The following is a 23,121-nucleotide window of genomic DNA, read 5'->3' on the forward strand; positions in this document are numbered from 1 at the left end:
AAAATAGCGAGCGTTTACTTGATGTGCCAACTTCCCATACTGCTAATATCATGACGCGTAACACGTTGTTTTTTATGGTGGTCTTTACCCCGTCCAATAAACTGTTGAGGATGAGTTCTGTGTACAAACCTGTGCTGGCTCTGAATGCCCATTTAGAGAACCGCGAACAGAAAAATGCTCATGCTCGAATTCATCCACCGTCATGGCTTCTAGTTATAGGGAGGTAAACTTATGGAAGTTTTGCTTGACCGCTGTGCGGGAATGGATGTCCATCAAGAAACGATCGTCGTCTGTGTACTAACGACGGATGCTTCAGGCGAAGTTCAAAGTGAAGTTCGTACCTTTGGTACGCTGACCAAGCATCTGTTTGAGCTATTGAAGTATTTGGAATCACAGGCTGTAACCCATATTGCCATGGAAAGTACCGGAATCTACTGGAAGCCGGTCTACAATATCCTGGAGGGCTATTTCACCGTACTCCTTGCGAATGCCCAGCGAATCAAAAACGTACCTGGCCGTAAAACGGATGTTTGTGACGCAGAATGGATTGCCAAGCTGCTTCGTGTAGGTCTCATCGAGCCAAGCTTTGTACCCTCTGAAGACCTAAGGGAATTACGTGATCTTTGCCGGCTTCGGAAGAAACGAATTGGCGGGTTAACAGCCGAGAAGAACCGCATCCAAAAGTACTTGGAAGCCTGCAATATTAAGCTTGGAACCGTCATTTCGGATGTGTTCGGTGTGTCCGGACGCAATCTACTGCAACGCTTGGTCGATCAAGGATATGTCGATGTCGATGACGTGGAAGATTGCGTAAGAGGAACCATAAAGAATAAAAAAGCTCAAGTTGCAGACTCGCTTTTCGGCACAATGACCGCGCATCAGATCAAACTCATCAAGGATTGCTGGGAACATATCGAGTATCTTGAGAAATCCATTGCTCGTCTTGAAGAAGAGATTCATGCACATTTGCAGCCTTACCATATGGAATACGAACTGCTGCAAACCATTCCAGGTGTCAGTGAGATTACGGCAGCCGCGCTAATCGCAGAGATTGGCGTCGATATGAATCAATTCCCAACAGCAGATCATCTTGCTTCTTGGGCTGGTGTCGCGCCGGGTAATCACGAAAGTGCGGGCAAAAAAAAAGTACAAAAAGCGTAAAAGGCAATACGCATGCAAAAGTAGCATTAAGCGAAGCGGCTTGGGCAATCGCTCGCTCCCGAAACACCGTATTGGCAACAAAATTTTGGAAGATCGCATCACGTCGAGGCAAGAAGAAAGCTTGTATCGCCATTGCACGAAAAATACTCGTCATCAGCTACCACATACTCAAAAACAAGCAAGCTTACATCGAAGGCGGAGCGCAAACAGTCATTCAAACAGGCTAAACTAATATTGTGGACAACTTCTTACGTCTTTATACATGGCCTCTTAAAACAAGTAGGCTCGGGCATCGTATTGCCACTTTTCAGAAATTCTACAACTTCTCAATAACGAGCTGAGATCAAGTGTGCGTAATTATTTTCACAGATAACAGCAAGGGGAGGGCGGAATCATCTAAGGCAGAAAATGAAATAGAAAACATCTGCCAATCCTCTGTTTTTGCAAGTACGCCCCATATCAGAAGGAATAGACAGATGCAGCCTCAGTATAGCAATGAAATGATGAACTTGCCAGATTTCCGACTGTGCCAAGTTTTGTTGCACATCCAAGCCCAAATTATTTGTTTGGTCAGCAAACTTTTTGTTTGAACATGGAATAAATTATGCTACGATAGAGGCAGCCTCGTGAACCGTTTCAGCGGGGCGATGCTTGGAAGGAGGAGCGATGTGGAGTCGGTACGAGACGAATTTCCTTTTTTGCAAATGCTGGTCAAGGGCCTTGCCGCCCAATTCGGCGATCAGTGCGAGGTCGTGCTGCACGATCTGACGCTGCCCTATGACCGGACCATCGTCGCGATCGAGAACGGGCACATCACCGGACGGAAGGTCGGCGATCCCGGAACCAACCTCGGGCTGGAGCTGCTGCGCGGCAGCACCGAGGACGGCAATAAGATCAATTACATTACGCAGACCCGGGACGGCCGCCTGCTGCGGTCAACGTCGCTGTATATGCGCAACCGCGAAGGGCGCATCATCGGGTCGCTGTGCATCAATTATGATATTACGGATTTGACATTGGCGGAGAAAGCGCTGAAGTCGCTCACGATGACCGGACTGCAGGCGGAAGTGAAGGAGTCGTTCGTCTCCAATGTGAACGATCTGCTCGATTTGCTGATCCAGGAGGCGCAGGAACGCATCGACAAGCCGGTGGCCGTGATGACGAAGGAGGATAAAATGCGCATGATCGCCCTGCTGGACGAAAAGGGCGCCTTCCTCATCAAAAAGTCCGGCGAAAAAATTTGCGCTTATTTGGGTATCTCGAAGTATACGCTGTATAACTATTTAGATGAAGTGAAGAAATCATCGAACTAACGTGCCGTAAGGAGGCTAGCACGCATGTCCAACGAGATTACACCCCGCGAACGGCGAATTGCGCCCGCCTGGAGCGCCCGTGCCGGAGAGCTCCGCGAGGCGGAAACGCCCTTTTTGCTTATCGACGCGGAGCGAACGAAGCAGAACATCCGCCATATGGCGGACATCGCCGCCAAGAACGGCGTCCAGCTTCGTCCCCATGCGAAGACGCACAAAATGCCGCACATCGCCCGTCTGCAGCAGCGGCATGGCGCCGTCGGCATTACGGTGGCCAAGGTATCCGAGGCCGAAGCGATGGTGAAGCACGGCATTCGCGACGTTTTCATCGCCTATCCCCTTGTCGTGCCGTCCAAAATTCGGCGCGCCCTCGCCTTGACGGCCGAAGCCCGCATGATTGTGGGCGTGGACAGCGCGGCCGGCGCGCGCGCCCTGGAGGCGGAGGCGCGGCAATTCGGCGGCGTCCTGGAGGTGCGGCTGGAGATCGACACCGGGCTCAAGCGGTCCGGGGTGCGCACGGCGGATGTCAAGGCGGTGGCGGAAGCGATCGCCGGGTGTCCGCACTTGCGCTTGACCGGCATTTATACGTTCCGCGGAGCGCTGATCCACGGGGAGGCGACGCTGGATGTGCGCAGCGCCGGACTCGACGAAGGCATGCGGATGGCCGGCATCGCCGAAGGGCTGCGCGAAGCCGGCTACGACATTCAGGATGTCAGCGTCGGCTCGACCCCGACGGGCGCGTATGCGGCAGCCGTTCCGGGAGTAACGGAGATTCGGCCGGGCACGTACGTGTTCCAGGATCGGATGCAGGTCGCCTTCGGCGGCTGCAGTCTCAAGGATTGCGCGGGAGTCGTCGTCGTCACGGTCGTGAGCTGTCCCGAGGAGGACACCGTCATCGTCGACGGCGGCAGCAAAGCGTTCGCGACGGATGTGCAGCCGCACACCGTGCCCCTCTATCTGCGCGGCTTCGGGCATGTGCTCGAAGCGCCCGAGGCGGTGCTGGAGCGGCTGTCGGAAGAGCATGGCATGATACGGATCGCGCCGGGTCACGGCCTGGAGGTCGGGGATCGGCTGCACATCGTGCCGAATCATATTTGCAGCACGTTGAACTTATACAATTCGGTCCAGTATCTCACTCCGGACGGGGTGACGCCGGTGTCTGTCGAGGCGCGCGGCTGCAGCTGGTAAATGAAGGAGCAATGAACCTATGGGACAAATCGAACAACGTTTGCAGCAATTGGGGATTGAACTGCCGGAAGTCGGGGAGCCGAAATTCTCCTATATCCCATCCCGGCGCACGGGGAATCTCGTCTATACGTCCGGCATGGACTGCCGGATTAACGGCGTCTTGATGTATGAAGGCAAGCTCGGATCCGACCTGACGATCGAGCAGGGCCAGGAAGCGGCGCGCCAAGTCATTATCAACGCGCTAGCCGTCATCAAGCATGAGTTGGGCACGCTGGACAATGTCTCGAAGGTGATCAAAATGCTCGCCTTCGTGAACAGCGCCCCGGGCTTCGCGGATCAGCCCTATGTCATTAACGGCGCTTCCGACCTGCTGATCGAAATATTCGGCGAAGCGGGCCGCCATGCCCGCTCCGCGATCGGAACGAGCGAATTGCCGTTCCATACGCCGGTGGAGATCGAGCTTATCGTCGAGGTGAAGGACGGAGCGTAAGCGGGATAGAGACCTAAGATAAGACAGCGCGTTCCCCGGAACGCGCTCAGATTGAAGACAAACTCCCGCGAAATACTGCAACCGCGGGAGTTCTTTACGGTTTTTATCTCTATTTACAAATACGAAAGAGAACTTAAGACCGGTCTTCCAGAGCCAGGTCGCCATTTTTTTGAGGTTCATGGCAGCAAAAACAAGCATCGCTTGCGCAGACATTCTTTTTAACCCTCGTAAGGTCGTCCACCGCATACCATGCTTCTCCTTTAAATCAGCAAAAACTCGCTCTATTGTTTCTTTTCTCTGCGCATAAATCCGTTTGTTTTCTTCTGTATGGCGAAGGTGATCCGCCTCGTCCTCATCGTATACCATCATCTCATCGTCGAAGATGCTATGAGCTCGCAAATAGCGGAAGGGGCACACCCTCTCCACATGCCGCAGCTGATCCTGAACATCGGCATGCAAGCCTCCTTGGCTTTGCCGATCGTGATCAATGGCTTCCACGTATGCCGGATCGGCTCGCCGGGGACGGAGAGGTCCACTTCTCAGGCGTACTCTCCCGCCGCGAGAATATCATCATCCGCTGCACCAAGCGATTGGCTGCGCTGCAAATACTGATTGATTATCCTCAGCGCGCTGGATGAATTGAACGCCAAATAGGTGGCCGATGGCTTTTTCATTGCTCCACCAAAGCTGCAGTATCTCCCGCCACTCTAGTCATCTGCTCCACCAATACTGCAAGAATGCAGCAATTTCATTGACACGAGGTTGCGAAAATAAGATTGCTGCAAAAGTACAGCAATTACCGTGCGGCGAGGCTTAAATAGCTTTCAAAATGGCGAAATAATGTAATTTTGCAGGATTTTCTCGGAATTTAGCCTCTTGAGGTTAAAAATGCTGCGCCTGTGCAGCATTTTCATGCGGGGGCCAGCTTGCTTCATGCGCGGACCAGCTTGCCATAACCAACCTAACCTAACCTGCCTCCCCTGGCCCCGCCCTTCCGAAGAAAAAAGACTGTCGACAGGACTTTGTCAACTCTGAGCGTGTTCCCCGGCACGCGCTATTTTTTTGCCAGGCCGCGTACGCACTCGTTCTTGCCTCCGGCAATCCGCAGTCGAGCGCGCTCGTTCTTGTACTGGACTTGACCTCCGTCGATCTATCCCTCATTCCTGCCGCTGGCAGTAAATTCCGTTGACCATCCGGACAACCCCCGATAAAGTAGACTATGTACTATTATTTTGCTTTATCGCGGTCAAGCGGGTAAGCGTCCATGCAAAAATGCGTTCTCGCACGACAATGCCGGGGGCTTGCATGCCGACGGTCTTGCGCCCGGCTTGTTCCGCCTATCCATTAAGGAGATGTCAGTCATGAATTCATCAACAAGCCCTGCCGAACAGAACATGCTTCGGTTCGGGCAGAGCGTTACGATTTTCATTGCCATCCTGCTTATTCTTATCGTTCCGATTCTCGGATGGCGGGTGGAGCCGCATATTCCGCTGATTGCCGCTTCGGTTGCGGCCGGCGGACTCCTGCTGCTGTTCGGCCGCTCCTGGAACGAAGTGGAGCAGGCCTTCGTCCGCGGATTGCAGGCTTCGGTCCAGCCTGCGCTCCTGCTGACGCTGATCGGCATTCTCATCGGGGTCTGGATGATGAGCGGAACGGTGGCGACCTTGCTCTTCTACGGCACGTCCCTCTTCCAGCCGCAATGGTTCACCTTAAGCGCGCTGGTGCTCACCGTAATCGTCTCGATGTTCGTCGGCAGCTCGATTACGACGGTCGGCACCTTCGGAGTCGCCCTTGTCGGCATGGCCGCCTCCATGGGGGTCCATCCCGCAATCGCGGCGGGGGCGGTCGTATCGGGCGCCTGCTTCGGAGACAAAATGTCCCCGTTGTCCGATACCACCAACTTCGCCTCTGCCGTGGCCCGGGTATCGATCCCCGATCACATCCGCAACATGACGAAGACGACGGTGCCGGCATTCGTTCTGACCTGTATCGCCTTCGCCTTGATCGGCTCCTCTTCCGCGCCCGATATGGAGGCTCTGGAAGCATTGCAGCGCGATATCGGGCAGAGCTTCCATATTACGCCATGGGCGCTGCTCCCCCTGGCCGTCGTGCTTATCGCCGCGTTCAAGCGGCTGCCTGTCGCGCTGACGATGCTGCTAGGCATCGGCTCCGGCCTGGCGGTGGCGGCGTTGCTTCAGGGCGCGCATGATATCCGGCAGTGGATCAGCGTGATGCACTATGGATTCTCGGGCAGCTTCGCCCTGGAGGATACCGCCCGCATTATGAACCGCGGCGGCCTGCAGTCGATGGCCGGCACGATCGCGCTTATCGCCATCGCGTTCGGCATGGGCGGGCTGCTGCAGCATGGCGGCGTCATTCCGGCCTTGTTCCGGCGTCTCGTCGCTCCAATCCGGAAGAAGGAATCGCTCGTCGTCGCAAGCGGCATGAGCTCCATCGGCGTCAATATCATTACCGGAGAGCAGTATATGTCCATCCTGCTTCCAGGTCAGTTGTTCGCCGACGAGTATGATAAGCGGAGCATTCCGCGGAAGACGTTGGCACGGACGCTGGAGGACTGCGGCACGCTGGTCAACCCGTTAATCCCGTGGGGCGTCAGCGGCGCGATGATGACCGGCGCCATCGGCTTGCCGGTGCTGGACTACGCGCCCTATGCCTTCTTTCTTTGGCTGTCCCCGCTCGTTACCTTCGCCTTCGTGCTGCTGCCGGGGCTGAAGCGCGGCACGCTCGGCCAAAGGCCCGCCGCACCGGCGCGCGAAGATGCCAACAATGCCGGACTGTAGGCCGCATGTTGTCCCTTCCCTGACAATATGGTAATCTCATAGCAGAGATCGGCCCGGAGCCATACGATGGCGGCAGGGCAAGGAAAGGAGGACGGCAGTGATTCAGCACAAGTATCCATCGTGGTTCCGCTACGCGGTTATCCTCATCTCGGTAATCGCCCTGCTCGCCTCTTCCCTGCTGCCCTCCGCGCCCGAGGAACCGCTGCGGCTGGACGAAGGCAGCGCCTATTATCAGCATGATCACCATTACCAGTCCGTTGTCGGCTCCCTTCATCAATATGTGGTGAAGATCCACACGTTCGTGACGTGGAAGCTCCTGTTCATGCTGTACCTGCCTCTGCTTCTTGCCAGAAGCGCCGTTCCGCGCTTCCGGTTCCGCGCGCCGTATCTGATATTGCGCCGCAGGCTTCTCTTGCGGCCGCTGAAATACACCTCGCGCTTCGTCTTCGCCGAATAGATTGCGAGCGTCCGAATCCGGACCTGCAGCCTAAGCGGCGAGGAGGTGTGACAATGAAGGCAACCGGTCCAGAGCAAGCCAAGCCTGCGGCGAACAGCGGCAAGCAAGGCTCGCAATTGAAGACCGATATGAAGGTCATTAACCGGGATATCCGCAATATCCTGTGGTTCACGGCGGCATCGATCGCGATCATTGCCGCCCTATACTTTTTGATGTAACGGCCCGCATCGGCCGTAACGCCTTTGCCTGCAAGGGGATTCATCCCCTGCGGGCAAAGTTTTTTTATGCCTGCTTTCTCTTCAAGGTTCACTTCCCTCAAAACGAACATATAATTTCCTGAAAAATAAACTAATATGAACATTTAATTGAACATAAATGAACAGTTAAGTTATACTATGAACGATAGCATTCATCATTTGCTCATCCGAAGGAGGAAATCGTATCATGGAAATCCGTTACGCTTGTCATCCCGAAGGCGCGAAGGGCTATGACACTTCCCGTCTCCGCGAGGAATTTCTTATCGAGAAGCTGTTTGTCGACAATGAGATTCAAATGGTGTACAGTCATGTTGACCGATACATTACCGGGGGCGTCCTGCCGACGACGAAGACGGTGAAGCTGGAAGCGGACGCGAAGGAAATGGGCGCCGATTATTTCCTGGAACGGCGGGAAATCGGAATTATTAATGTCGGCGGAGAAGGCGTCGTCACCGTGGACGGGGTCGCCTATGACATGGACCCGCGCGACTGTCTCTATATCGGCATGGGAAGCAAGAATGTGACGTTCGCCAGCAAGGAGGCTGCCCGCCCGGCGCGCTTCTATTTCAACTCAACGCTGGCGCACAAGACGTATCCGACGGAGAAGGTGGCCATCAGCAAGGCTACGCCGCAGCATCTTGGCAGTCTGTCCAGCTCCAACGAGCGCACGATTTATAAATATATCCATAAAGGCGGCGTGCAAAGCTGCCAGCTCGTCATGGGCATGACGCTGCTGAAGCCGAACAATATGTGGAATACGATGCCTTGCCATACTCATAACCGCCGCTCTGAAGTCTATTTCTATTTCGACATGCCGGAGGACGGCGTCGTCTTCCATCTGATGGGCGAGCCGCAAGAGACGCGCCACGTCGTCGTCCGGAACGAGCAAGCGATTATTTCCCCTAGCTGGTCGATACATAGCGGCGTCGGCACGAGCAATTATACGTTCATCTGGGGCATGGCCGGAGATAATCAGACATTTGAAGATATGGATATGGTCGATATGAAGGATTTGAAGTAAAGGATTTGAACAATATGTCCAATGTAAAACGCCACCAACAAATCATGGAGCTTCTCATTCAACAAGGGGAAGTCAAAGTGAACGAGCTGAGCGAGCGGCTGGAAGTGACCGGCAAGACGATCCGCGCCGATCTCGAAGCGCTCGAAGCGCAAGGCCTGCTTACCCGCGTTCACGGCGGCGCCGTGTTGAAAAATATGTCCGATCTCGGGCTGCTCCCCGTGCAGGCGCCGAACAGCAGGTATCTGAACGAAAAAGCCGAGATCGCGGAGAAAGCCGTGCGACTCATCGAGCCTGACGACATCATTGCGCTTGATGGCGGAAGCACGACGCTGGAAATGGCGAAGCGTCTGGATCAGGAGCCGCTAACGGTCGTAACCAACGACCTGTTCATCATCGCGGAGTTGATACGGAAGCCCCACATCCGCCTTGTCGTTCCCGGCGGGTACCGCAACCGCAATCTGCTCGTCAGCAGCGAAGCGGTGCAGCTTGTGCGCAAGCTCAATATCCAGAAGGCGTTCGTCTCTTCCACCGGCATTCATACCGAGAGCGGCCTGACGATCTACACGAGCGAGCTGCATGAACTGAAGCGCGCCTGGATTGAGACGGCCAAGCATTCCTACGGAGTCGTCGATCATACCAAGTTCGGCAAATCGGCGCTGTTGACCTTCGCCTCCTTGTCCGAGATGACCGCCGTCATCACCGACAGCGGCTTGAGCGAGGAAGCGAGGTCGACTTATATCGCGGCAGGAGTCCCGGCCATCTTGTAAGCCGGCGTCCGGGACCTGCCCTCTGTTCAATTCTCGAATACGACAGTTACCAAGGAGGAAAAGGGTTATGCAATCCATCTTCGATTTGCGGGGCCGCACCGCCGTCGTGACGGGCGGGGGCGTCGGTCTCGGCTACGGCATCGCCAAGGGTCTGGCCCGGGCAGGCGCCGACCTGATTCTCGTCTCGCATAACGTTCACAAGGAGTCGCTGCAGAAGCTGAAGGATCTCGGCGTCAAGGCCGCCTTCATCCAGGCCGATCTGAAAGATCTCGACGGAATTGAAAGCGTTGTCGGTCAATGCCTGGAAGCCGCCGGAGGCCAGGTCGATATCTTGGTGAACAATTCCGGCATCATACGCCGGACGCCCGCGGCGGACCATCCGTTGCCGGACTGGCATGAGGTGCTGCAATTGAATCTGCATGCCGTCTTCTACTTGTGCCAGTCCTTCGGCAAGCGGATGATTGAACGCGGTTCCGGCAAAATCATCAACATCGCCTCGATGCTCTCCTTCCAGGGCGGCATCAATGTGCCCGGATATACCGCAGCGAAGCATGGGGTCGCCGGCATCACCAAGGCGCTCGCCAATGAATGGGCGAAGCACGGCGTCAATGTGAACGCGATCGCGCCAGGTTATATGGCGACCGACAACACGCAGCAGCTCCGCGACGACCCCAAGCGCAGCGCGGAAATTCTGTGCCGGATTCCGGCGGGACGCTGGGGGACGCCGGGGGACTTGGCCGGTCCTGCCGTGTTCCTCGCCTCCTCCGCTTCGGATTACGTGAATGGTCATATTTTGTGCGTGGACGGCGGCTGGATGAACCGCTGATAGTGGTTGTTCCATAAGCCCGCTTGCAACCTTTCCGGTGCTGAAAAAACCGGTCTCTTTTGAACACCTTCCAATACGAGAAAGGGGCAGTGAACGATGAAAACGCTATGGGCGCAAGCCATTGAAGACGTGGTATCGAAGACGCGAGCCAATATTGAGCGCTTCGGGGATCGGTTCCCCCATGTCGGCCGGGATGGCGGAGCCTATCTTCTGAACGACAATACGGACTGGACCGACGGCTTCTGGAGCGGCATCTTATGGCTGTGCTTTGAATATACGAAGGATGAAGCCTTCGCCGCGGCGGCCCGCCGAACGGTGCGCAGCTTCGACGAGCGGTTGCGGAGAGATATCGCGCTTGATCATCATGACATCGGATTTCTGTACTCGCTCTCTTCCAAGGCGCAGTGGATTATCGAGCAGGATTCGGCGGCGCGCGACTTGACGCTCCGCGCGGCGGATAAGCTCATGAACCGTTGGCGAGAAAAGGGACGCTATATTCAGGCATGGGGGCCGAAGGGCGATCCGAACAACGGCGGCCGCATCATCATCGACTGCCTGATGAATCTGCCCCTGCTGTTCTGGGCGACGGAAATGACCGGAGACAACCGTTATGCCGAAGTGGCGCGCATTCATGCCGAGCTGAGCAGACGCTATCTCGTGCGGGGCGACGATTCCTCGTACCATACGTTTCATTTCGAGCCCGAGAGCGGCCACCCGATCGGCGGCTCTACGCATCAAGGGTATACGAACGGGTCGACCTGGACGCGCGGCCAGGCCTGGGGCATATACGGGTTCGCCCTCGCCTACCGCTACACGCGCGACGATCATTTCCTGGAGACGTCCCGGCGCATGGCCCGCTACTTCCTGGAACGGCTGCCGGAGGATCATGTCGTCTACTGGGATTTCGATGTGGCCGCCGAAGACTCGACCCCGAGGGACAGCTCCGCTTCCGCGATTACAGCCGCCGGACTGCAGGAGCTGCTGGCGCATCTGCCGGCCGATCATCCGGAGCGCGAGTGGCTGACGAGCGGCATGGAGAAGATGATGGAAGCGCTCGTCCGCCGCTACTCGACGATGGAGCTCCCGGAAGAAGACGGCTTGCTGCGGCGCGGCTCCTATGCCGTGCGGCTCGGCCACAGCCCGGACGACTATGTCATCTGGGGCGACTATTATTACTTGGAAGCATTGATGCGCCTCGAAAGAGGGGTGCCCGGTTACTGGTATAACCGCGCCTGACGGACTTATGCGACAGCCCCTGTCCCAAGATGCAGATGACTGCGTCCCGGACAGGGGCTGTGTTTGTTTACCGGTAAGCGCATCCGGTGACCTGGTTTCTCTGCATTTCCGCACGGTGTGCGGTTGGGGAGCGCTTATACCATTTTTTATACAGCTTCGAAAAGTACAGCGCATCCTCATATCCGACGGATGCGGCTATCTGCTCCATCGTCAGCTTGGTCGTCAGCAGCAGCGTCCGCGCCCGCTCCATCCGGATGCGCAGCAGAAATTGCATCGGGGATTCTCCCATCTGCTTCCGGAACATTTTCGATAAATAGGTCCGGTGGTAGCCGAGCTTCTGCGCCAGCTCGTCGATCGAGATCGATTTGTCATGCTGCAGCGTCAGCCATCTGGCCGCCTGTTCCACCTGCCGCTCGATATCGGTTCGCGTGTCTTCCTTCCCCGAGCGCAGCGCTGCGCCTGCGGCCCGCGCATATTCGGACAGGATCAGCCGAAAATAGCCTTCCGCCTCCATATCCCCCCCATGGCCGCCGCGGTGAAGCGCTTTCGTTAAATTGCGAAGCAGCGCGTTCAATCGATGGTGGCGGTAGCCCTGCAGGACGGGAACATGCGGCCCGACCCCGATCTCGGCCAGTATCCGGTCGGCGTCTTGTCCGCGGAATCCGACCCAGCTATACTGCCACGGCTCCTCGCCGTCGGACTCATACCGTACCATTTCCCCCGGGAAAATAAAGAAGCTGTCGCCGCTGCGAAGCCGGTACTCCTGCCCGCGAATGACGAAGGTGCCCTTGCCGGATAAAATGCTGTGCACCAAATAATAATCATGCACCGTGGGCCCGATGCGGTGTTGGGGTTCGGTCTGCGCCTGACCGCTGAAAAGAATCGTCAATTCCCCGCGGGACGGGTACTCGTTAATCGCGATATGCGCTGTCTCCGCCATCGGCATATCCTCCTCATCAGGATACAATATTCCATACTGTCGACCAAAATAACCATACTCTTCTCTTGTTAAATCAGATACATTGATTGTAACGCATCTGCGTGCAGGTTGCATCAGACCATGCAAAATATTTTTTGAGATTTTATTCCTGTCCATCGAAAGGATGATCTTGCTATGGGTAAAATTACGTTTCTCGGTGCCGGAAGCACGGTGTTCGCCAAAAACGTGTTGGGCGACTGCATGCTGACGCCTGCGCTCCAATCGTTCGAGCTGGCGCTGTTCGACATCGATCGCGAACGCCTCCGGGATTCCGAGCGGATGTTGAAGAATCTGGCCGCATCGGCCGGCAGCAAATGCCGGGTCGTCGCTTACCACGACCGCAAGGAAGCGCTGCGCAGCGCCAAGTATATCGTCAACGCGATTCAAGTCGGCGGCTATGATCCTTGCACCATTACCGATTTCGAGATTCCGAAAAAATACGGCTTGCGCCAAACGATCGCCGATACGGTCGGCATCGGCGGAATTTTCCGCAATCTGCGCACCATCCCGGTCATGCTCGACTTCGCGAGAGACATCCAGGAGGTCTGTCCGGATGCGTGGTTCCTTAATTATACGAATCCGATGGCGGTATTGACCAATGTCATGAATACGCATGGCGGGGTAAAGACGGTCGGCTTGTGCCACAGCGTGCAGGTATGCATGCCTTGGCTGTTCGACCATCTCGGCATGGATTCTGCGGGCGTGCAGACGAAAATCGCCGGGATCAACCATATGGCCTGGCTGTTGGAAGTGACGAAGGACGGTCAAGATCTGTATCCGGAGATTAAGCGCCGGGCGGCGGAGAAGCAAAAAGAAAAGCATCATGATATGGTGCGCTTCGAATTGATGTTCAAATTCGGCTATTACGTCACCGAGTCGTCCGAGCATAATGCCGAGTATCATCCATATTTCATCAAGCGGGCCTATCCGGAATTGATCGACAAGCTGAACATTCCGCTGGATGAATATCCGCGCCGCTGCGTGAATCAGATCGCCTCCTGGAAGGAGATGCGCGAGAAGCTGGTAAATGATACCCGGCTGGAGCATTCCCGCTCGCATGAATATGCTTCCTATATTTTCGAGGCAATGGAGACGGGAGCGCCGTTCAAGATTGGCGGCAACGTCATGAATACGGGGCTGATTCCGAATCTTCCGGCGGAAGCCTGCGTCGAGGTGCCGTGTCTCGTCGACCGCAGCGGCGTGACGCCGACCTATGTCGGCAATTTGCCGCCGCAGTTGGCTGCGCTGAACCGGACCAATATCAACACGCAGCTCCTGACGATCGAAGCGGCCATCACGGGCAAAAAAGAGCATATCTACCATGCGGCAATGCTTGATCCGCATACATCCGCCGAACTGAGCCTCGACGATATCGTATCGCTGTGCGACGATATGATTGAGGCGCATGGCAATTGGCTGCCGGCGTTCCGGTAAGCTGCGGCCCGTCTGAATCGCTGCGCAGAACAACAGAGAGACCGTATCCCCTGCCACATGAGAGGAGATACGGTCTTTCTTTGTCCGCCGAGGGCCAACGCGTCCATATTGATGAGCAAGCTAAGCTTGTCCGAGCCCCTTCCGAACCGCTTCGGCCGAGTTCATCAAATTTTCCCGCTCCTGAGGCAGCAGATCCAATTCCACAATCTTCTCGACGCCGAAGCGCCCCAGAATGACCGGCACGCCCACGAACAGATCCGCGATGCCATATTCGCCCTTCGCGTAAGCGGAGACGGGCATGACCGCCTTCTTGTCCTTCAGTATCGCCTCCATCATCGCGACGACCGACGAAGCCGGCGCATAGCAGGCGCTGCCCGTTTTCAGCAGATTGACAATCTCGGCGCCGCCGTGGCGGGTACGTTCGACGATGCTCTCCAACGTCTCCCGATCGAGCAGCTTCTCGACAGGAACCCCGCCGGCCTGCGAGTAGCGGATCAACGGAACCATCCCGTCGCCATGTCCTCCTAACACAAGCGCGCCGACATCCTCGCATGAGATGCCCAGCTCCAGCGCGATAAAGCTGCGCATGCGAGTCGAGTCCAGCACGCCCCCCAGACCGATCACCTTTTCCGGGGCGTATCCGGACTCTTGGAGCGCGACCTGCGCCATCACATCGGACGGATTCGTCGCCGCGATAAGCAGGGCATGCGGAGAATACGGCGTAATATCCCGCACGGCTTGCTTCATCATGTTCACGTTCGCCGCCAGCAGATCGTCCCGGCTCATGTCCGGCTTGGGCGCCATTCCGGCCGTCATGATGATGATGTCGGAGTTCGCCGTGTCGCTGGGCCGGCTCGTGCCGGCCACCAGACAATCGAAGCCCTCCACCGGGCCGGATTCCTGCAGATCCAGCGCCTTGCCCTGAGCCGTCTCGGTCATGATGTCATACAATACGACATCGCCGAGACCCTTCAGTACGGTCAAATGCGCAATGGTGGCGCCGACATGGCCGCAGCCGGCAATCGTAATCTTCGCTCTCTTCATCGATTATCCCCTCTCCACAAGACATCGCCGGCGCATGAGGGCTGGTTGACCCATTGGCTCATGCGCTGGCTTCATCCCCTGCGGCGAGGCCGCCTCTCGGATGCCGTCCGTTCTCCGCTCAAGCGGCATTAGGCCAGCCCCAGCAGATGGACCAGGGCGAAGCCGAGACCGGACAGCAGCACCGAACCGATAAGCCCGGCCGCGAACGAAGTCAGGCCGAGCCGGCGGAATGCGACCAGATCGACGTTCAGGCCAAGACCGGCCATCGCCATCGCGATCAGCATGTAAGCCAGCGTCACAATGCCGGAAGCGATATCGGCAGAGATGATACCCAACGAATTGATCCCGCTCACGACCAGGAAGCCGAGAATGAACCACGGAATCGGTATCGTGCGCCAGGACAGCTTCGAGCTGGTCCCCTTTTCCCGCTGCTCGGCCCGGCTTGCCCAAATGCCGATCAGGATCGCTACCGGAACGAGAAGCGCTACCCGGGTCAGCTTCACGATGACCGCCATATCGACCGCGCCGTCGCCTCCGGGCGCCGCTGCCGCAATGACGTGCGCAATCTCATGCAGCGTTGCGCCCGCGAAGATGCCGTACCCGTTCTGCGTCAATCCGAGCACCGGAGACAAAAAGGTATATAACAGCGTAAAGATCGTGCCCAATATCGCGACCATGGCCGCGCCGATGGCCGTCTCCTCGTCTTTGGCCTTGATCTGCGGCGAGATCGCGACCACCGCCGCCGCGCCGCAAATTGCCGTGCCGCATGCCGTCAGGATGCCGAGCCGCTTCTCTACCTTGAACAGTCTTGATAATCCATAGACGACGCTAATCGCGAATATAATGACGATGACCGCAATCAGAAATACTTTCGGCCCCGCATGAACAATATCCATCAGATTCAGCCTCATCCCGAGCAAAATAATCCCGAGCCGAAGCAGCTTCTTGCTGGAAAAGTTCGTGCCCGCCACAATCTGATCGGGCACGCCGATCGTGGCACGCCACAGAATGCCGATCAAGATAGCGATAACAAGCTGGCCCATAATGCCAAGGAACGGAAGCCCGGCCAAATACTTGGCAGCCAGCGCGATGACAAGCGTCAATCCGATTCCCAGCGCAAAGCCAAAACCGTTCCGCTGCTTGCGGGCCTTGCTTGCGCCAAGTCCTTCTCCCTGACTCATGTTTTTCCCCCAATTCTGTCTGGTTGCATTTTCACATTACAGCATTGCGGCGATAAAGCATCGAACGGGCAGCGCATTCCGGCAACTTCCGGCACCTCCCATCAGCTCGATGCCAGGAAGACGCCGCTTGTTGCTCCCCTTCTCCATCCCGGAAGCCGCTTCCGGGCTCATTCCCCCAACCTGCATGTGAATCCTGATTCCATAATCAACTATAAGCCGAATGGAACGGAATGTGAAATACCAATATGCTATCCGGACGATTAGGAAAACTTATGCTTGCCCGGACGGCGCCCGGATTGTTCCATTCAAGATAAAGGGATACAATGGGAGGGGATAAAAGCAAGCGATTCCATCAGCGGGATTGACTGTACAGCTTGATGGATACCGGAGGATTCGAACATGATTGTCGACACGTTGAAAGTGTATGTTACCGTCGTAGAGCAATGCAATTTTTCGAGAGCCGCCAAATTACTGAATCTGTCCCAGCCGGGCGTAAGCATGCATATCCGGAATCTGGAGAATGAATTCGGGATCAAGCTGATCCACCGTTCTCCCCGGCATGTGAAAACGACCGACGCGGGGCATATCCTGTACCAGCGGGCCAAGCAAATGCTTGCTCTGTACGAGAATGCCAAGGAGGAAATTCATCTGCTGCGGGATGAAGTGACCGGTTCGCTGAAAGTAGGAGCCAGCTTCACGATCGGGGAATATATTTTGCCGCGGCTGATCGCGAATTTTGCACGCCAATATCCGCAGGTCGATATCCAGGCGATGATCGCCAACACGGAAGAGATCGCCCAAGCTGTGCGGGCGAATGAGCTTGATGTCGGGCTCGTCGAGGGCAAGGTCGAGTATGCCGATATTTTGGTGGACCACCCGTTCATGGAGGACGAGATGATTCTTGTCGCTCCCCCGGATCACGAGCTGACGGCGCTGCCGAAGCTGGAGCCGTCCATGCTTCAGGATCAGATATGGATTTTGCGCGAGAGCGGTTCGGGTACCCGTTCCTACAGCGAGCAATTTATTCGCGATCTCGGTGTCGAGCCGAAGCGCACCTATGTGTTTAACAGCAGCCAGGGGGTAAAGGAGGCGGTTCTCGCCGGTCTTGGCATCGCTCTGCTCTCCCGTTGGGTCATCCACAAGGAATTGGAAGCGGGCGATCTGCGCCGCATTCATGTGAAGGGAGGCCGCGTCATTCGGCCGTTCTTCATTTTGCAGGATACAAAGGCAGCGTCGACCATGGCGATGAAAATGCTGATACAGCAGGTCCGGCAGCTCTCTTGAACGATTCGAACGGGAAAAATGGCACCAATCGGCCGCCCCCTTCATAGGATGATACCAATCGACACTCTGTATGGGGATACAGGCATCGCTCCCTATCGCGGATCTCCGTGTATGTTCCTTTATGGCAAAAGCCGAAGGCGATGCCTTCGGCTGGAGTCATGCCCGGACGGTTACTCGCCCTGCGCACGATGGTGATGAAGTTCAGGATGATCGTCCGCTTCCTGTGCCCGCTGCGCCCGTTTCCGCTTCAGGATAATTCCGGTGGCAACGGCACCCAGCACGACGATCGCCTCGAATCCGTATTTGATGAACGGATTGGTGAAATACGGGGCGATAAATTTTTCGGCCACGAGCATTTTCGAAGCGGTCCAGGCAAGCACGGCGGAGCCGAGCACGATAATCACCGGATACTTCTCGATAAACTTGAGCACAATCGTGCTTCCCCAGACGACGATCGGAAGCGAGATCATCAATCCGAGAATGACCAGGAACGGATGTCCCTTGGCGGCGCCCGCCACAGCCAGCACGTTATCGAGCCCCATGGCCGCGTCAGCGACGATGATGGTGCCGACGGCCGCACCGATGCTGGTGCCGGCCTTGATATTATGCTCCTTCTCTTCAATCATCAGCTTCACTGCGATCCAGAGCAAGAGAAGACCGCCGAACAATTGAAGTCCGGGAACCATCAGCAGGTAGACGACGAGCAAGGTGGCGATCGCACGGATGACAATCGCTCCGCCCGTCCCCAAAATAATGACTTTTTTCTGGTCCTGCTTCGGAACATTGCGGGCGGCAAGGCCAATGACGATCGCATTGTCTCCTGCCAGCACCAGGTCGATAACCACGATCGACAACAATGCCGTCCAGAATTCAATTGTAAATAGTTCCACAATGACTTCCTCCCATATGCTAAAAATAAAACAAGCCGTCACCACGAGGCGACGGCTCTAAACGATCAAAAAAGACCTTCACCATCGCAACCCGTGGCAAAGGTCTCGCAAACAACGTGTACGTTGCCAGTACCGCCGGGGACGAGGCGGCTCGATCCCGTAATGACGACGAATACTGCTAGCTACTCCCCTTTGTGGAGTATCGTTTTCGATATATTCATACTAGCACGGATCGGCAGCATATACAACCCTCATCTTTCAGCGGGGCCGCCCATTTTTGCATGCGGCCTTTGTTGTCTCGCGGCCTCCAATTGGTTATGATATGGCTATGCAAAGGAGTTGATATCCAATGAGCGACCATACTCAACCTTCTCTGGAAAAAGCGACATTCGCGGGCGGATGCTTCTGGTGCATGGTGACTCCGTTCGAGGAGCTGCCCGGCATCCGCTCGATCGTCTCCGGCTATACCGGCGGGCATACGGAAAATCCGACTTATGAAGAGGTGTGCACCGACCGGACCGGACATGCGGAGGCCGTGCAGATTACGTTCGATCCCGCCGTATTTCCTTATAAGAAGCTGCTGGAGCTGTTCTGGCAGCAAATCGATCCGACCGATCCGGGCGGACAATTCCACGATCGGGGCTCATCCTACCGGACAGCGATCTTCTATCATAACGAGAAGCAGCGGGCGGAAGCGGAGGAATCCAAGCGGGAGCTGGAGCGCAGCGGGCGCTTCGACAAGCCGATCGCGACCGAGATTGTCCCGGCGTCCGCCTTTTACCCGGCGGAGGAATACCATCAGGACTATCATCGCAAGCAGCCGGCCCATTACAAACGGTACCGCACCGGCTCCGGACGCGATGCCTTTATCGCCAAGCATTGGGGCGTAACCGAGCAGGACAAAGCCCGGCTGAAGGAACGGCTCACCCCGATGCAGTTCCATGTCACGCAAAATAACGGAACAGAGCCTCCGTTCCAGAACGAATTCTGGGATCATGCGGGAGACGGCATCTATGTCGACATCGTCTCGGGGGAACCCCTATTCAGCTCGCGCGACAAATATGACGCGGGCTGCGGATGGCCAAGCTTCACGAGACCGCTTCGGTCTTATCATATCGAAGAGAAGCTTGACCTGTCCCACGGCATGGTGCGCACCGAAGTGCGCAGCCGCTACGGAGACTCTCATCTCGGGCATGTGTTCGACGACGGTCCCGGCCCGGACGGACTGCGCTACTGCATCAACTCCGCCGCTCTTCGCTTCATCCCGAAGGAGAAGCTGGAGGAGGAAGGCTACGGCGAATATGCCGTCTTATTTGCCGATTAATGGTCTGGCCGGCCCTTGGCCCAGCGCCTCAGCGCGCTTCGGATCAAGGGCCGGCTTCTGTTTTGCCCGAAAGGGCGTCCGCAGGTCTGAGTCATTACATCACTTTTAAGAATTCATCCTATTCCGGGCGTTGATCCTCTCCATGATGTTGTATGCCCGCATAGTGCTCCGGACCGGGGTTCAGATCAAGCACATGCCGCATCGGCGCCGCCAAAGCAAGCTGATGCTCGCACTGCCAACGAACCTCCTCCGAGCCGACCGTCTCGCCGTCCTGGATAATATCCCCGCGCTCGTACAAGTAGTACGCGATATCGCCAACCCACGAGGCCACTTCATTCGGATCCATCCCGCGGAAATGACACTGCACATCCGGCAAGCCGAGCGCAGCCAGGCCGCATGTATCCATAATCATCTCGTCTCTGCCGTGCACGTTATAGAAGCGGAGATTCATCGCCCCGTATAAGCGCTGGCCCGCTTCGACCGCGGCCGCATAGTCTTGGGGATGGACGAGCTTGTCGCTGGCCTGGAAGTAGACGGCTTCGCAAGGCGCCGTCTCCAGCAGAGCCCGAAGCGCACCGCTGATAAGCTGCAGACGCTGCTTGTAGTCCAGGCCGCGCGCGCAGAAATCGGTCAGCAGCAGGGAGTGGCGGCAGCCGGCAACGGCCGCTCTCGCTTCCGGCCAATGCCAGGCTTGCTGCAGCGCCGTCTCGAAGGCTGCCTCCTCCACTGGTTTATCGGAAGTCATGATACATGTCTGCGCGGGCAGCGCTCCCTCCTGGTACTCAATCATATGATTCATATGGAAGAAGTGCATGATGTCGCCCGCTTCCCCTGCTTCGCTCTCATAGGACTCCCATACCGCCATAGGGTTGCCCGGCTCCTCAGCTTCCTCCTCGTCTTCAGCGCAGTGAATCTCTCCGGTATACTGCTGCATTTTAGCGTACAGCGCCTCCCGGTCCAGCTCCGGCTTGTCCTTGTACAGCAATTGAATGACATACACATTGGCGAATCCGGATTGATCTTGCTCATCTTCTTCATTTTGCTCATCTCGCTGATGTTGCTCTTCTTGATCATGTTCCTCTTCTTGCTGATGTGGCTCTTCTTTCTTATGTCGCTCTTCTTTCTTATGTTGCTCTTCTTTCTTATGTTGCTTCTCTTGCTCATGTTGGTCATATTTCTCTTGTTGTTCAGATTGCTCCCCAAGCCCATTCATGGCTTCTTCGTTCCCAGTCTCTCCCTTGTTTGTCATGCTCCACACTCCCTATGTAATATCATCGAGCCTTGTCAAGCTTCCTTTGTCGGCTACACCGGGATGTCCCGTGTCTCGGGACATTCCAATTACGTCTCGCGACAGGAAGCGTATTCCTGGATCAGCGGGGCAATCCGCACCGTCGCTTGACGGCGGGAGCTCTCCATGGCTCCGAACACCATCGCCATGCTCTTCACATTGTCGGCCGCGCAAGTCTCCGCCGGCCGCCCTTCCGCCATTGCGGCGAAAATCTCATCAAGGCAGCCGGCATGCCCCTCCCGGCCGTTCCAATCCATCGGGGCCTCCGTTCGTACCGCTTCCCCGGCGTCATGGAACGATTCGGCCTCGATCCGGTCTTCGCCATCCCATATTGCGGTGCCTCGGCTTCCCGCCACGCGCCAAGCCGCCTCCCATGATGTCGGAAAGCCTTGCGCGCTCCAAGAGCCACGGTAGTTGAACACGGAGCCGTCATTCATCTCGAAGGTGCATATGGCACTGGCATGACCTTTATACCAGGAACCGGGAAGATTCCACTCATGGCAGGTCACGGATACCGGATCCGCCCCAGTGATGAAGCGCGCTTGATCGAACGTATGAATGGCCATGTCCAGAATGAGCGGACTGGCCATCTGCTCGCGGAAGCCCCCGAAGCGGGGCGCCAGGAAAAAATCCGCCCCGACGAAGCCGATCGGGCCGATGACGCCCGATTGAACCAGGTCGCGGAACGCCCGAACCTGCCGCAAGTAACGGCGGTTCTGCATAATGGACAGGGAAAGCCCTGTCTTCCGCGACAGCTCCGCCAACTCTATCGCAGCGGACAGGCTGGATGCCATCGGCTTTTCCGCAATCGCATGACAGCCCATCTCCAACGCCGTCCCCGAGGTTGCGCGATGCGCATCCGGCGTCGTCACGTCAAAGACAAGATTGGCCCCGCTGCGCCGAATCGCTTCCCGAAGATCCGAATAGAGCCCGCAGGACAGGCCGTGCCTATCCGCCATCTGCAAAGCGGCTTCCGGCCGAATATCGACAAGGCCGACGATCGCCGTATCCTCGCGCTCCCTGGCATACTCGATCCACGTATTGGCCATTTGACCGCACCCGGCCACAACGACTTTCCATGTTGTCATGATACGACACGCTCCTTACTCCATAGGATTTGTTACGATTATATCTCAATTCCGTTCCGCAACGAATAGATTCATGGATCCGTTATCGCTGCACTATCGTCAAAATGTGCAAAACGCCCTGCGTGGCCAGCGTTCAAATCCCCTTGTCTGAACGGACTGGTCCTGCCGTGCTGCTCGCGATATGAGCTTCTGGCACTGCGGAGCCTATGGATCTTTGAATATTTGTTCTGATGTTTCTTCTTATGTCGCTCTTCTGATATTACTTCCGGTGTTTCTACTGGCGTTTCTTCGCCATGCAGCGGTCCCTGCCCTGCGATGGTTCTATCCCCCGGCATGGAGAGCGGATTGTTCGCCGCAACGCCGAAGATTACTGCAAATATGCAGTATTTCTCCTGAGCTGCTTATGGCGAAAAGCCAATCCTGCAAAAATGCAGGAATTTCGCCTTTAATACGCCTAAAAAAAGGAAAATTAGGCGAAAATGATGCACTTTTGCAGGAATTATGCTACAGATCCGCCATTGCATCGAAAATTACTGCACCTGTGCAGGAATTTTTACTTTGAGGGTGCCCCGGCGCCTCTTGCGCCTCCTCCTGCTGCTTGCAGCCAGACGAGGAAGCCGCTCCTCCGGCCCGAGCTCGCCGGCGACCAGAGAGCCCCGCCAGCCTTGGGCACATCGGCAGGCCCCTCCATAGGCTGCGGGATCATCGCGGGCTTGCCCCTGCCAGCGAGCCTTGCCGGCCCCATTAACAATCAAAACCACCCGTCCAACGGGTGGTTTGCACTTGGGGTATAACCCCCTGTTGCCAAACTGCGCCTAAAGACGCTAGCCTGACAATTAAATTGTTCAGGCTCAGTGTAACTTGTCACTTTCACTTACCAGTTAAACTGGTTTACTTCTTCTTGCTACTGTTTCTGTTGAACGGATCTTCATACTCTTTCACACTCAGTTTATCAACTGCTTGGTCATGTGCTTCCTGTTCACGTATATATTTTGCGACAGTTGCTTCGTTTAAGCCTACTGTGCTGACGTAGTAGCCCTCCGCCCAAAATTTCCGATTGCCATATTTATACTTCAGGCTGGCATGCTTCTCGAA

The 23,121-nt window shown here is 56.3% G+C and carries 24 protein-coding genes and 2 pseudogenes; 16 read left to right on the forward strand and 10 right to left on the reverse strand.

Going from position 1 to position 23,121, the window contains the following annotated elements; all coding sequences use genetic code 11:
* The 5 genes and pseudogenes from ABD76_RS29040 to ABD76_RS26425 form a co-directional block, all read left to right on the forward strand.
* Positions 1-227 (forward strand): hypothetical protein (locus ABD76_RS29040; protein WP_206765816.1); only part of this gene is annotated, 227 nt, incomplete at its 5' end.
* Positions 228-231: 4 nt separating this feature from the next.
* Positions 232-1,388: pseudogene (locus ABD76_RS26410) on the forward strand (IS110 family RNA-guided transposase).
* A gap of 441 nt (positions 1,389-1,829) precedes the next feature.
* Positions 1,830-2,474: a PAS domain-containing protein gene (locus ABD76_RS26415; protein ID WP_197259909.1), complete on the forward strand. Its 645-nt coding sequence runs from the start codon at positions 1,830-1,832 to the stop codon at positions 2,472-2,474.
* 24 nt (positions 2,475-2,498) lie between these two features.
* Positions 2,499-3,659, forward strand: coding sequence for an alanine racemase (locus tag ABD76_RS26420; protein ID WP_197259910.1), 1,161 nt, complete (start codon positions 2,499-2,501; stop codon positions 3,657-3,659).
* 19 nt (positions 3,660-3,678) lie between these two features.
* Entirely contained in the window at positions 3,679-4,149 is a 471-nt protein-coding gene (locus tag ABD76_RS26425; protein ID WP_197259911.1) for a RidA family protein, read from the forward strand.
* A 144-nt stretch (positions 4,150-4,293) separates the two neighbouring features.
* Here the strand turns inward: ABD76_RS26425 and ABD76_RS26430 are convergent.
* A pseudogene (locus ABD76_RS26430) lies at positions 4,294-4,500 on the reverse strand (transposase); the annotation flags it as partial.
* Positions 4,501-4,688: 188 nt separating this feature from the next.
* Positions 4,689-4,823, reverse strand: a complete 135-nt coding sequence (locus tag ABD76_RS30305) for a hypothetical protein (RefSeq protein ID WP_275100872.1) — start codon at positions 4,821-4,823, stop codon at positions 4,689-4,691.
* 687 nt (positions 4,824-5,510) lie between these two features.
* Here ABD76_RS30305 and nhaC point away from each other — a divergent pair.
* From nhaC to ABD76_RS26465, 7 genes are all read left to right on the forward strand, one after another.
* Complete coding sequence (gene nhaC / locus ABD76_RS26435; protein ID WP_197259912.1) at positions 5,511-6,950, forward strand: Na+/H+ antiporter NhaC; 1,440 nt, start codon at positions 5,511-5,513, stop codon at positions 6,948-6,950.
* Positions 6,951-7,047: 97 nt separating this feature from the next.
* On the forward strand, positions 7,048-7,407 hold the full coding sequence (locus ABD76_RS26440) for a hypothetical protein (RefSeq protein ID WP_197259913.1): 360 nt from the start codon (positions 7,048-7,050) through the stop codon (positions 7,405-7,407).
* A gap of 53 nt (positions 7,408-7,460) precedes the next feature.
* The gene (locus tag ABD76_RS26445; protein ID WP_197259914.1) at positions 7,461-7,625 is read left to right on the forward strand and encodes a hypothetical protein; all 165 of its coding nucleotides are present in this window, start codon (positions 7,461-7,463) and stop codon (positions 7,623-7,625) included.
* A gap of 226 nt (positions 7,626-7,851) precedes the next feature.
* Complete coding sequence (gene kduI / locus ABD76_RS26450) at positions 7,852-8,685, forward strand: 5-dehydro-4-deoxy-D-glucuronate isomerase (protein ID WP_197259915.1); 834 nt, start codon at positions 7,852-7,854, stop codon at positions 8,683-8,685.
* 14 nt (positions 8,686-8,699) lie between these two features.
* Positions 8,700-9,452: a DeoR/GlpR family DNA-binding transcription regulator gene (locus ABD76_RS26455; RefSeq protein WP_197259916.1), complete on the forward strand. Its 753-nt coding sequence runs from the start codon at positions 8,700-8,702 to the stop codon at positions 9,450-9,452.
* Positions 9,453-9,519: 67 nt separating this feature from the next.
* The gene (gene kduD / locus ABD76_RS26460; protein WP_197259917.1) at positions 9,520-10,278 is read left to right on the forward strand and encodes a 2-dehydro-3-deoxy-D-gluconate 5-dehydrogenase KduD; all 759 of its coding nucleotides are present in this window, start codon (positions 9,520-9,522) and stop codon (positions 10,276-10,278) included.
* Between the two features lie 96 nt (positions 10,279-10,374).
* A complete protein-coding gene (locus tag ABD76_RS26465) occupies positions 10,375-11,514 on the forward strand; it encodes a glycoside hydrolase family 88 protein (RefSeq protein WP_197259918.1) in 1,140 nt (379 codons plus the stop codon).
* 67 nt (positions 11,515-11,581) lie between these two features.
* Here the strand turns inward: ABD76_RS26465 and ABD76_RS26470 are convergent, their stop codons facing one another.
* Positions 11,582-12,454, reverse strand: coding sequence for an AraC family transcriptional regulator (locus ABD76_RS26470; protein ID WP_197259919.1), 873 nt, complete (start codon positions 12,452-12,454; stop codon positions 11,582-11,584).
* Between the two features lie 174 nt (positions 12,455-12,628).
* Between ABD76_RS26470 and melA the strand changes: the two genes are divergently transcribed.
* On the forward strand, positions 12,629-13,927 hold the full coding sequence (gene melA, locus ABD76_RS26475) for an alpha-glucosidase/alpha-galactosidase (protein ID WP_197259920.1): 1,299 nt from the start codon (positions 12,629-12,631) through the stop codon (positions 13,925-13,927).
* A 120-nt stretch (positions 13,928-14,047) separates the two neighbouring features.
* On the opposite strand, the gene mdh is transcribed toward melA, so the two are convergent.
* From mdh to ABD76_RS30310, 3 genes are all read right to left on the reverse strand, one after another.
* A complete protein-coding gene (mdh, locus tag ABD76_RS26480) occupies positions 14,048-14,971 on the reverse strand; it encodes a malate dehydrogenase (RefSeq protein WP_197259921.1) in 924 nt (307 codons plus the stop codon).
* Between the two features lie 128 nt (positions 14,972-15,099).
* Positions 15,100-16,152 (reverse strand): YeiH family protein, encoded by a 1,053-nt coding sequence (locus tag ABD76_RS26485; protein WP_197259922.1) that lies wholly within the window; start codon positions 16,150-16,152, stop codon positions 15,100-15,102.
* A gap of 36 nt (positions 16,153-16,188) precedes the next feature.
* Complete coding sequence (locus ABD76_RS30310; RefSeq protein ID WP_275100873.1) at positions 16,189-16,323, reverse strand: hypothetical protein; 135 nt, start codon at positions 16,321-16,323, stop codon at positions 16,189-16,191.
* Between the two features lie 228 nt (positions 16,324-16,551).
* Here ABD76_RS30310 and ABD76_RS26490 point away from each other — a divergent pair, with 228 nt between their 5' ends.
* On the forward strand, positions 16,552-17,436 hold the full coding sequence (locus tag ABD76_RS26490; protein ID WP_197259923.1) for a LysR family transcriptional regulator: 885 nt from the start codon (positions 16,552-16,554) through the stop codon (positions 17,434-17,436).
* A gap of 170 nt (positions 17,437-17,606) precedes the next feature.
* On the opposite strand, the gene ABD76_RS26495 is transcribed toward ABD76_RS26490, so the two are convergent.
* Entirely contained in the window at positions 17,607-18,326 is a 720-nt protein-coding gene (locus ABD76_RS26495) for a YjbE family putative metal transport protein (protein ID WP_197259924.1), read from the reverse strand.
* A gap of 349 nt (positions 18,327-18,675) precedes the next feature.
* On the opposite strand from ABD76_RS26495, the gene msrA reads away from it, so the two are divergent.
* A complete protein-coding gene (msrA, locus tag ABD76_RS26500) occupies positions 18,676-19,650 on the forward strand; it encodes a peptide-methionine (S)-S-oxide reductase MsrA (RefSeq protein ID WP_197259925.1) in 975 nt (324 codons plus the stop codon).
* A gap of 118 nt (positions 19,651-19,768) precedes the next feature.
* Here msrA and ABD76_RS26505 read toward each other — a convergent pair whose 3' ends face one another.
* Both ABD76_RS26505 and ABD76_RS26510 read right to left on the reverse strand, forming a co-directional pair.
* Positions 19,769-20,899 carry a DUF4261 domain-containing protein gene (locus ABD76_RS26505; RefSeq protein WP_242069829.1) on the reverse strand — a complete coding sequence of 377 codons (1,131 nt, stop codon included), beginning with the start codon at positions 20,897-20,899 and terminating at the stop codon, positions 19,769-19,771.
* Positions 20,900-20,988: 89 nt separating this feature from the next.
* Positions 20,989-22,026, reverse strand: coding sequence for a Gfo/Idh/MocA family protein (locus ABD76_RS26510; RefSeq protein ID WP_197259926.1), 1,038 nt, complete (start codon positions 22,024-22,026; stop codon positions 20,989-20,991).
* Between the two features lie 214 nt (positions 22,027-22,240).
* On the opposite strand from ABD76_RS26510, the gene ABD76_RS26515 reads away from it, so the two are divergent.
* Entirely contained in the window at positions 22,241-22,588 is a 348-nt protein-coding gene (locus ABD76_RS26515) for a hypothetical protein (RefSeq protein WP_197259927.1), read from the forward strand.
* Between the two features lie 329 nt (positions 22,589-22,917).
* Here the strand turns inward: ABD76_RS26515 and ABD76_RS26520 are convergent.
* Positions 22,918-23,121, reverse strand: a 204-nt coding sequence (locus tag ABD76_RS26520; protein ID WP_197254502.1) for a transposase, incomplete at its 5' end; no start/stop codon positions are given.

The sequence above is a fragment of the Paenibacillus dendritiformis genome (assembly GCF_015845845.1).
GTDB classification, from domain to species: Bacteria; Bacillota; Bacilli; order Paenibacillales; family Paenibacillaceae; genus Paenibacillus_B; species Paenibacillus_B dendritiformis_C.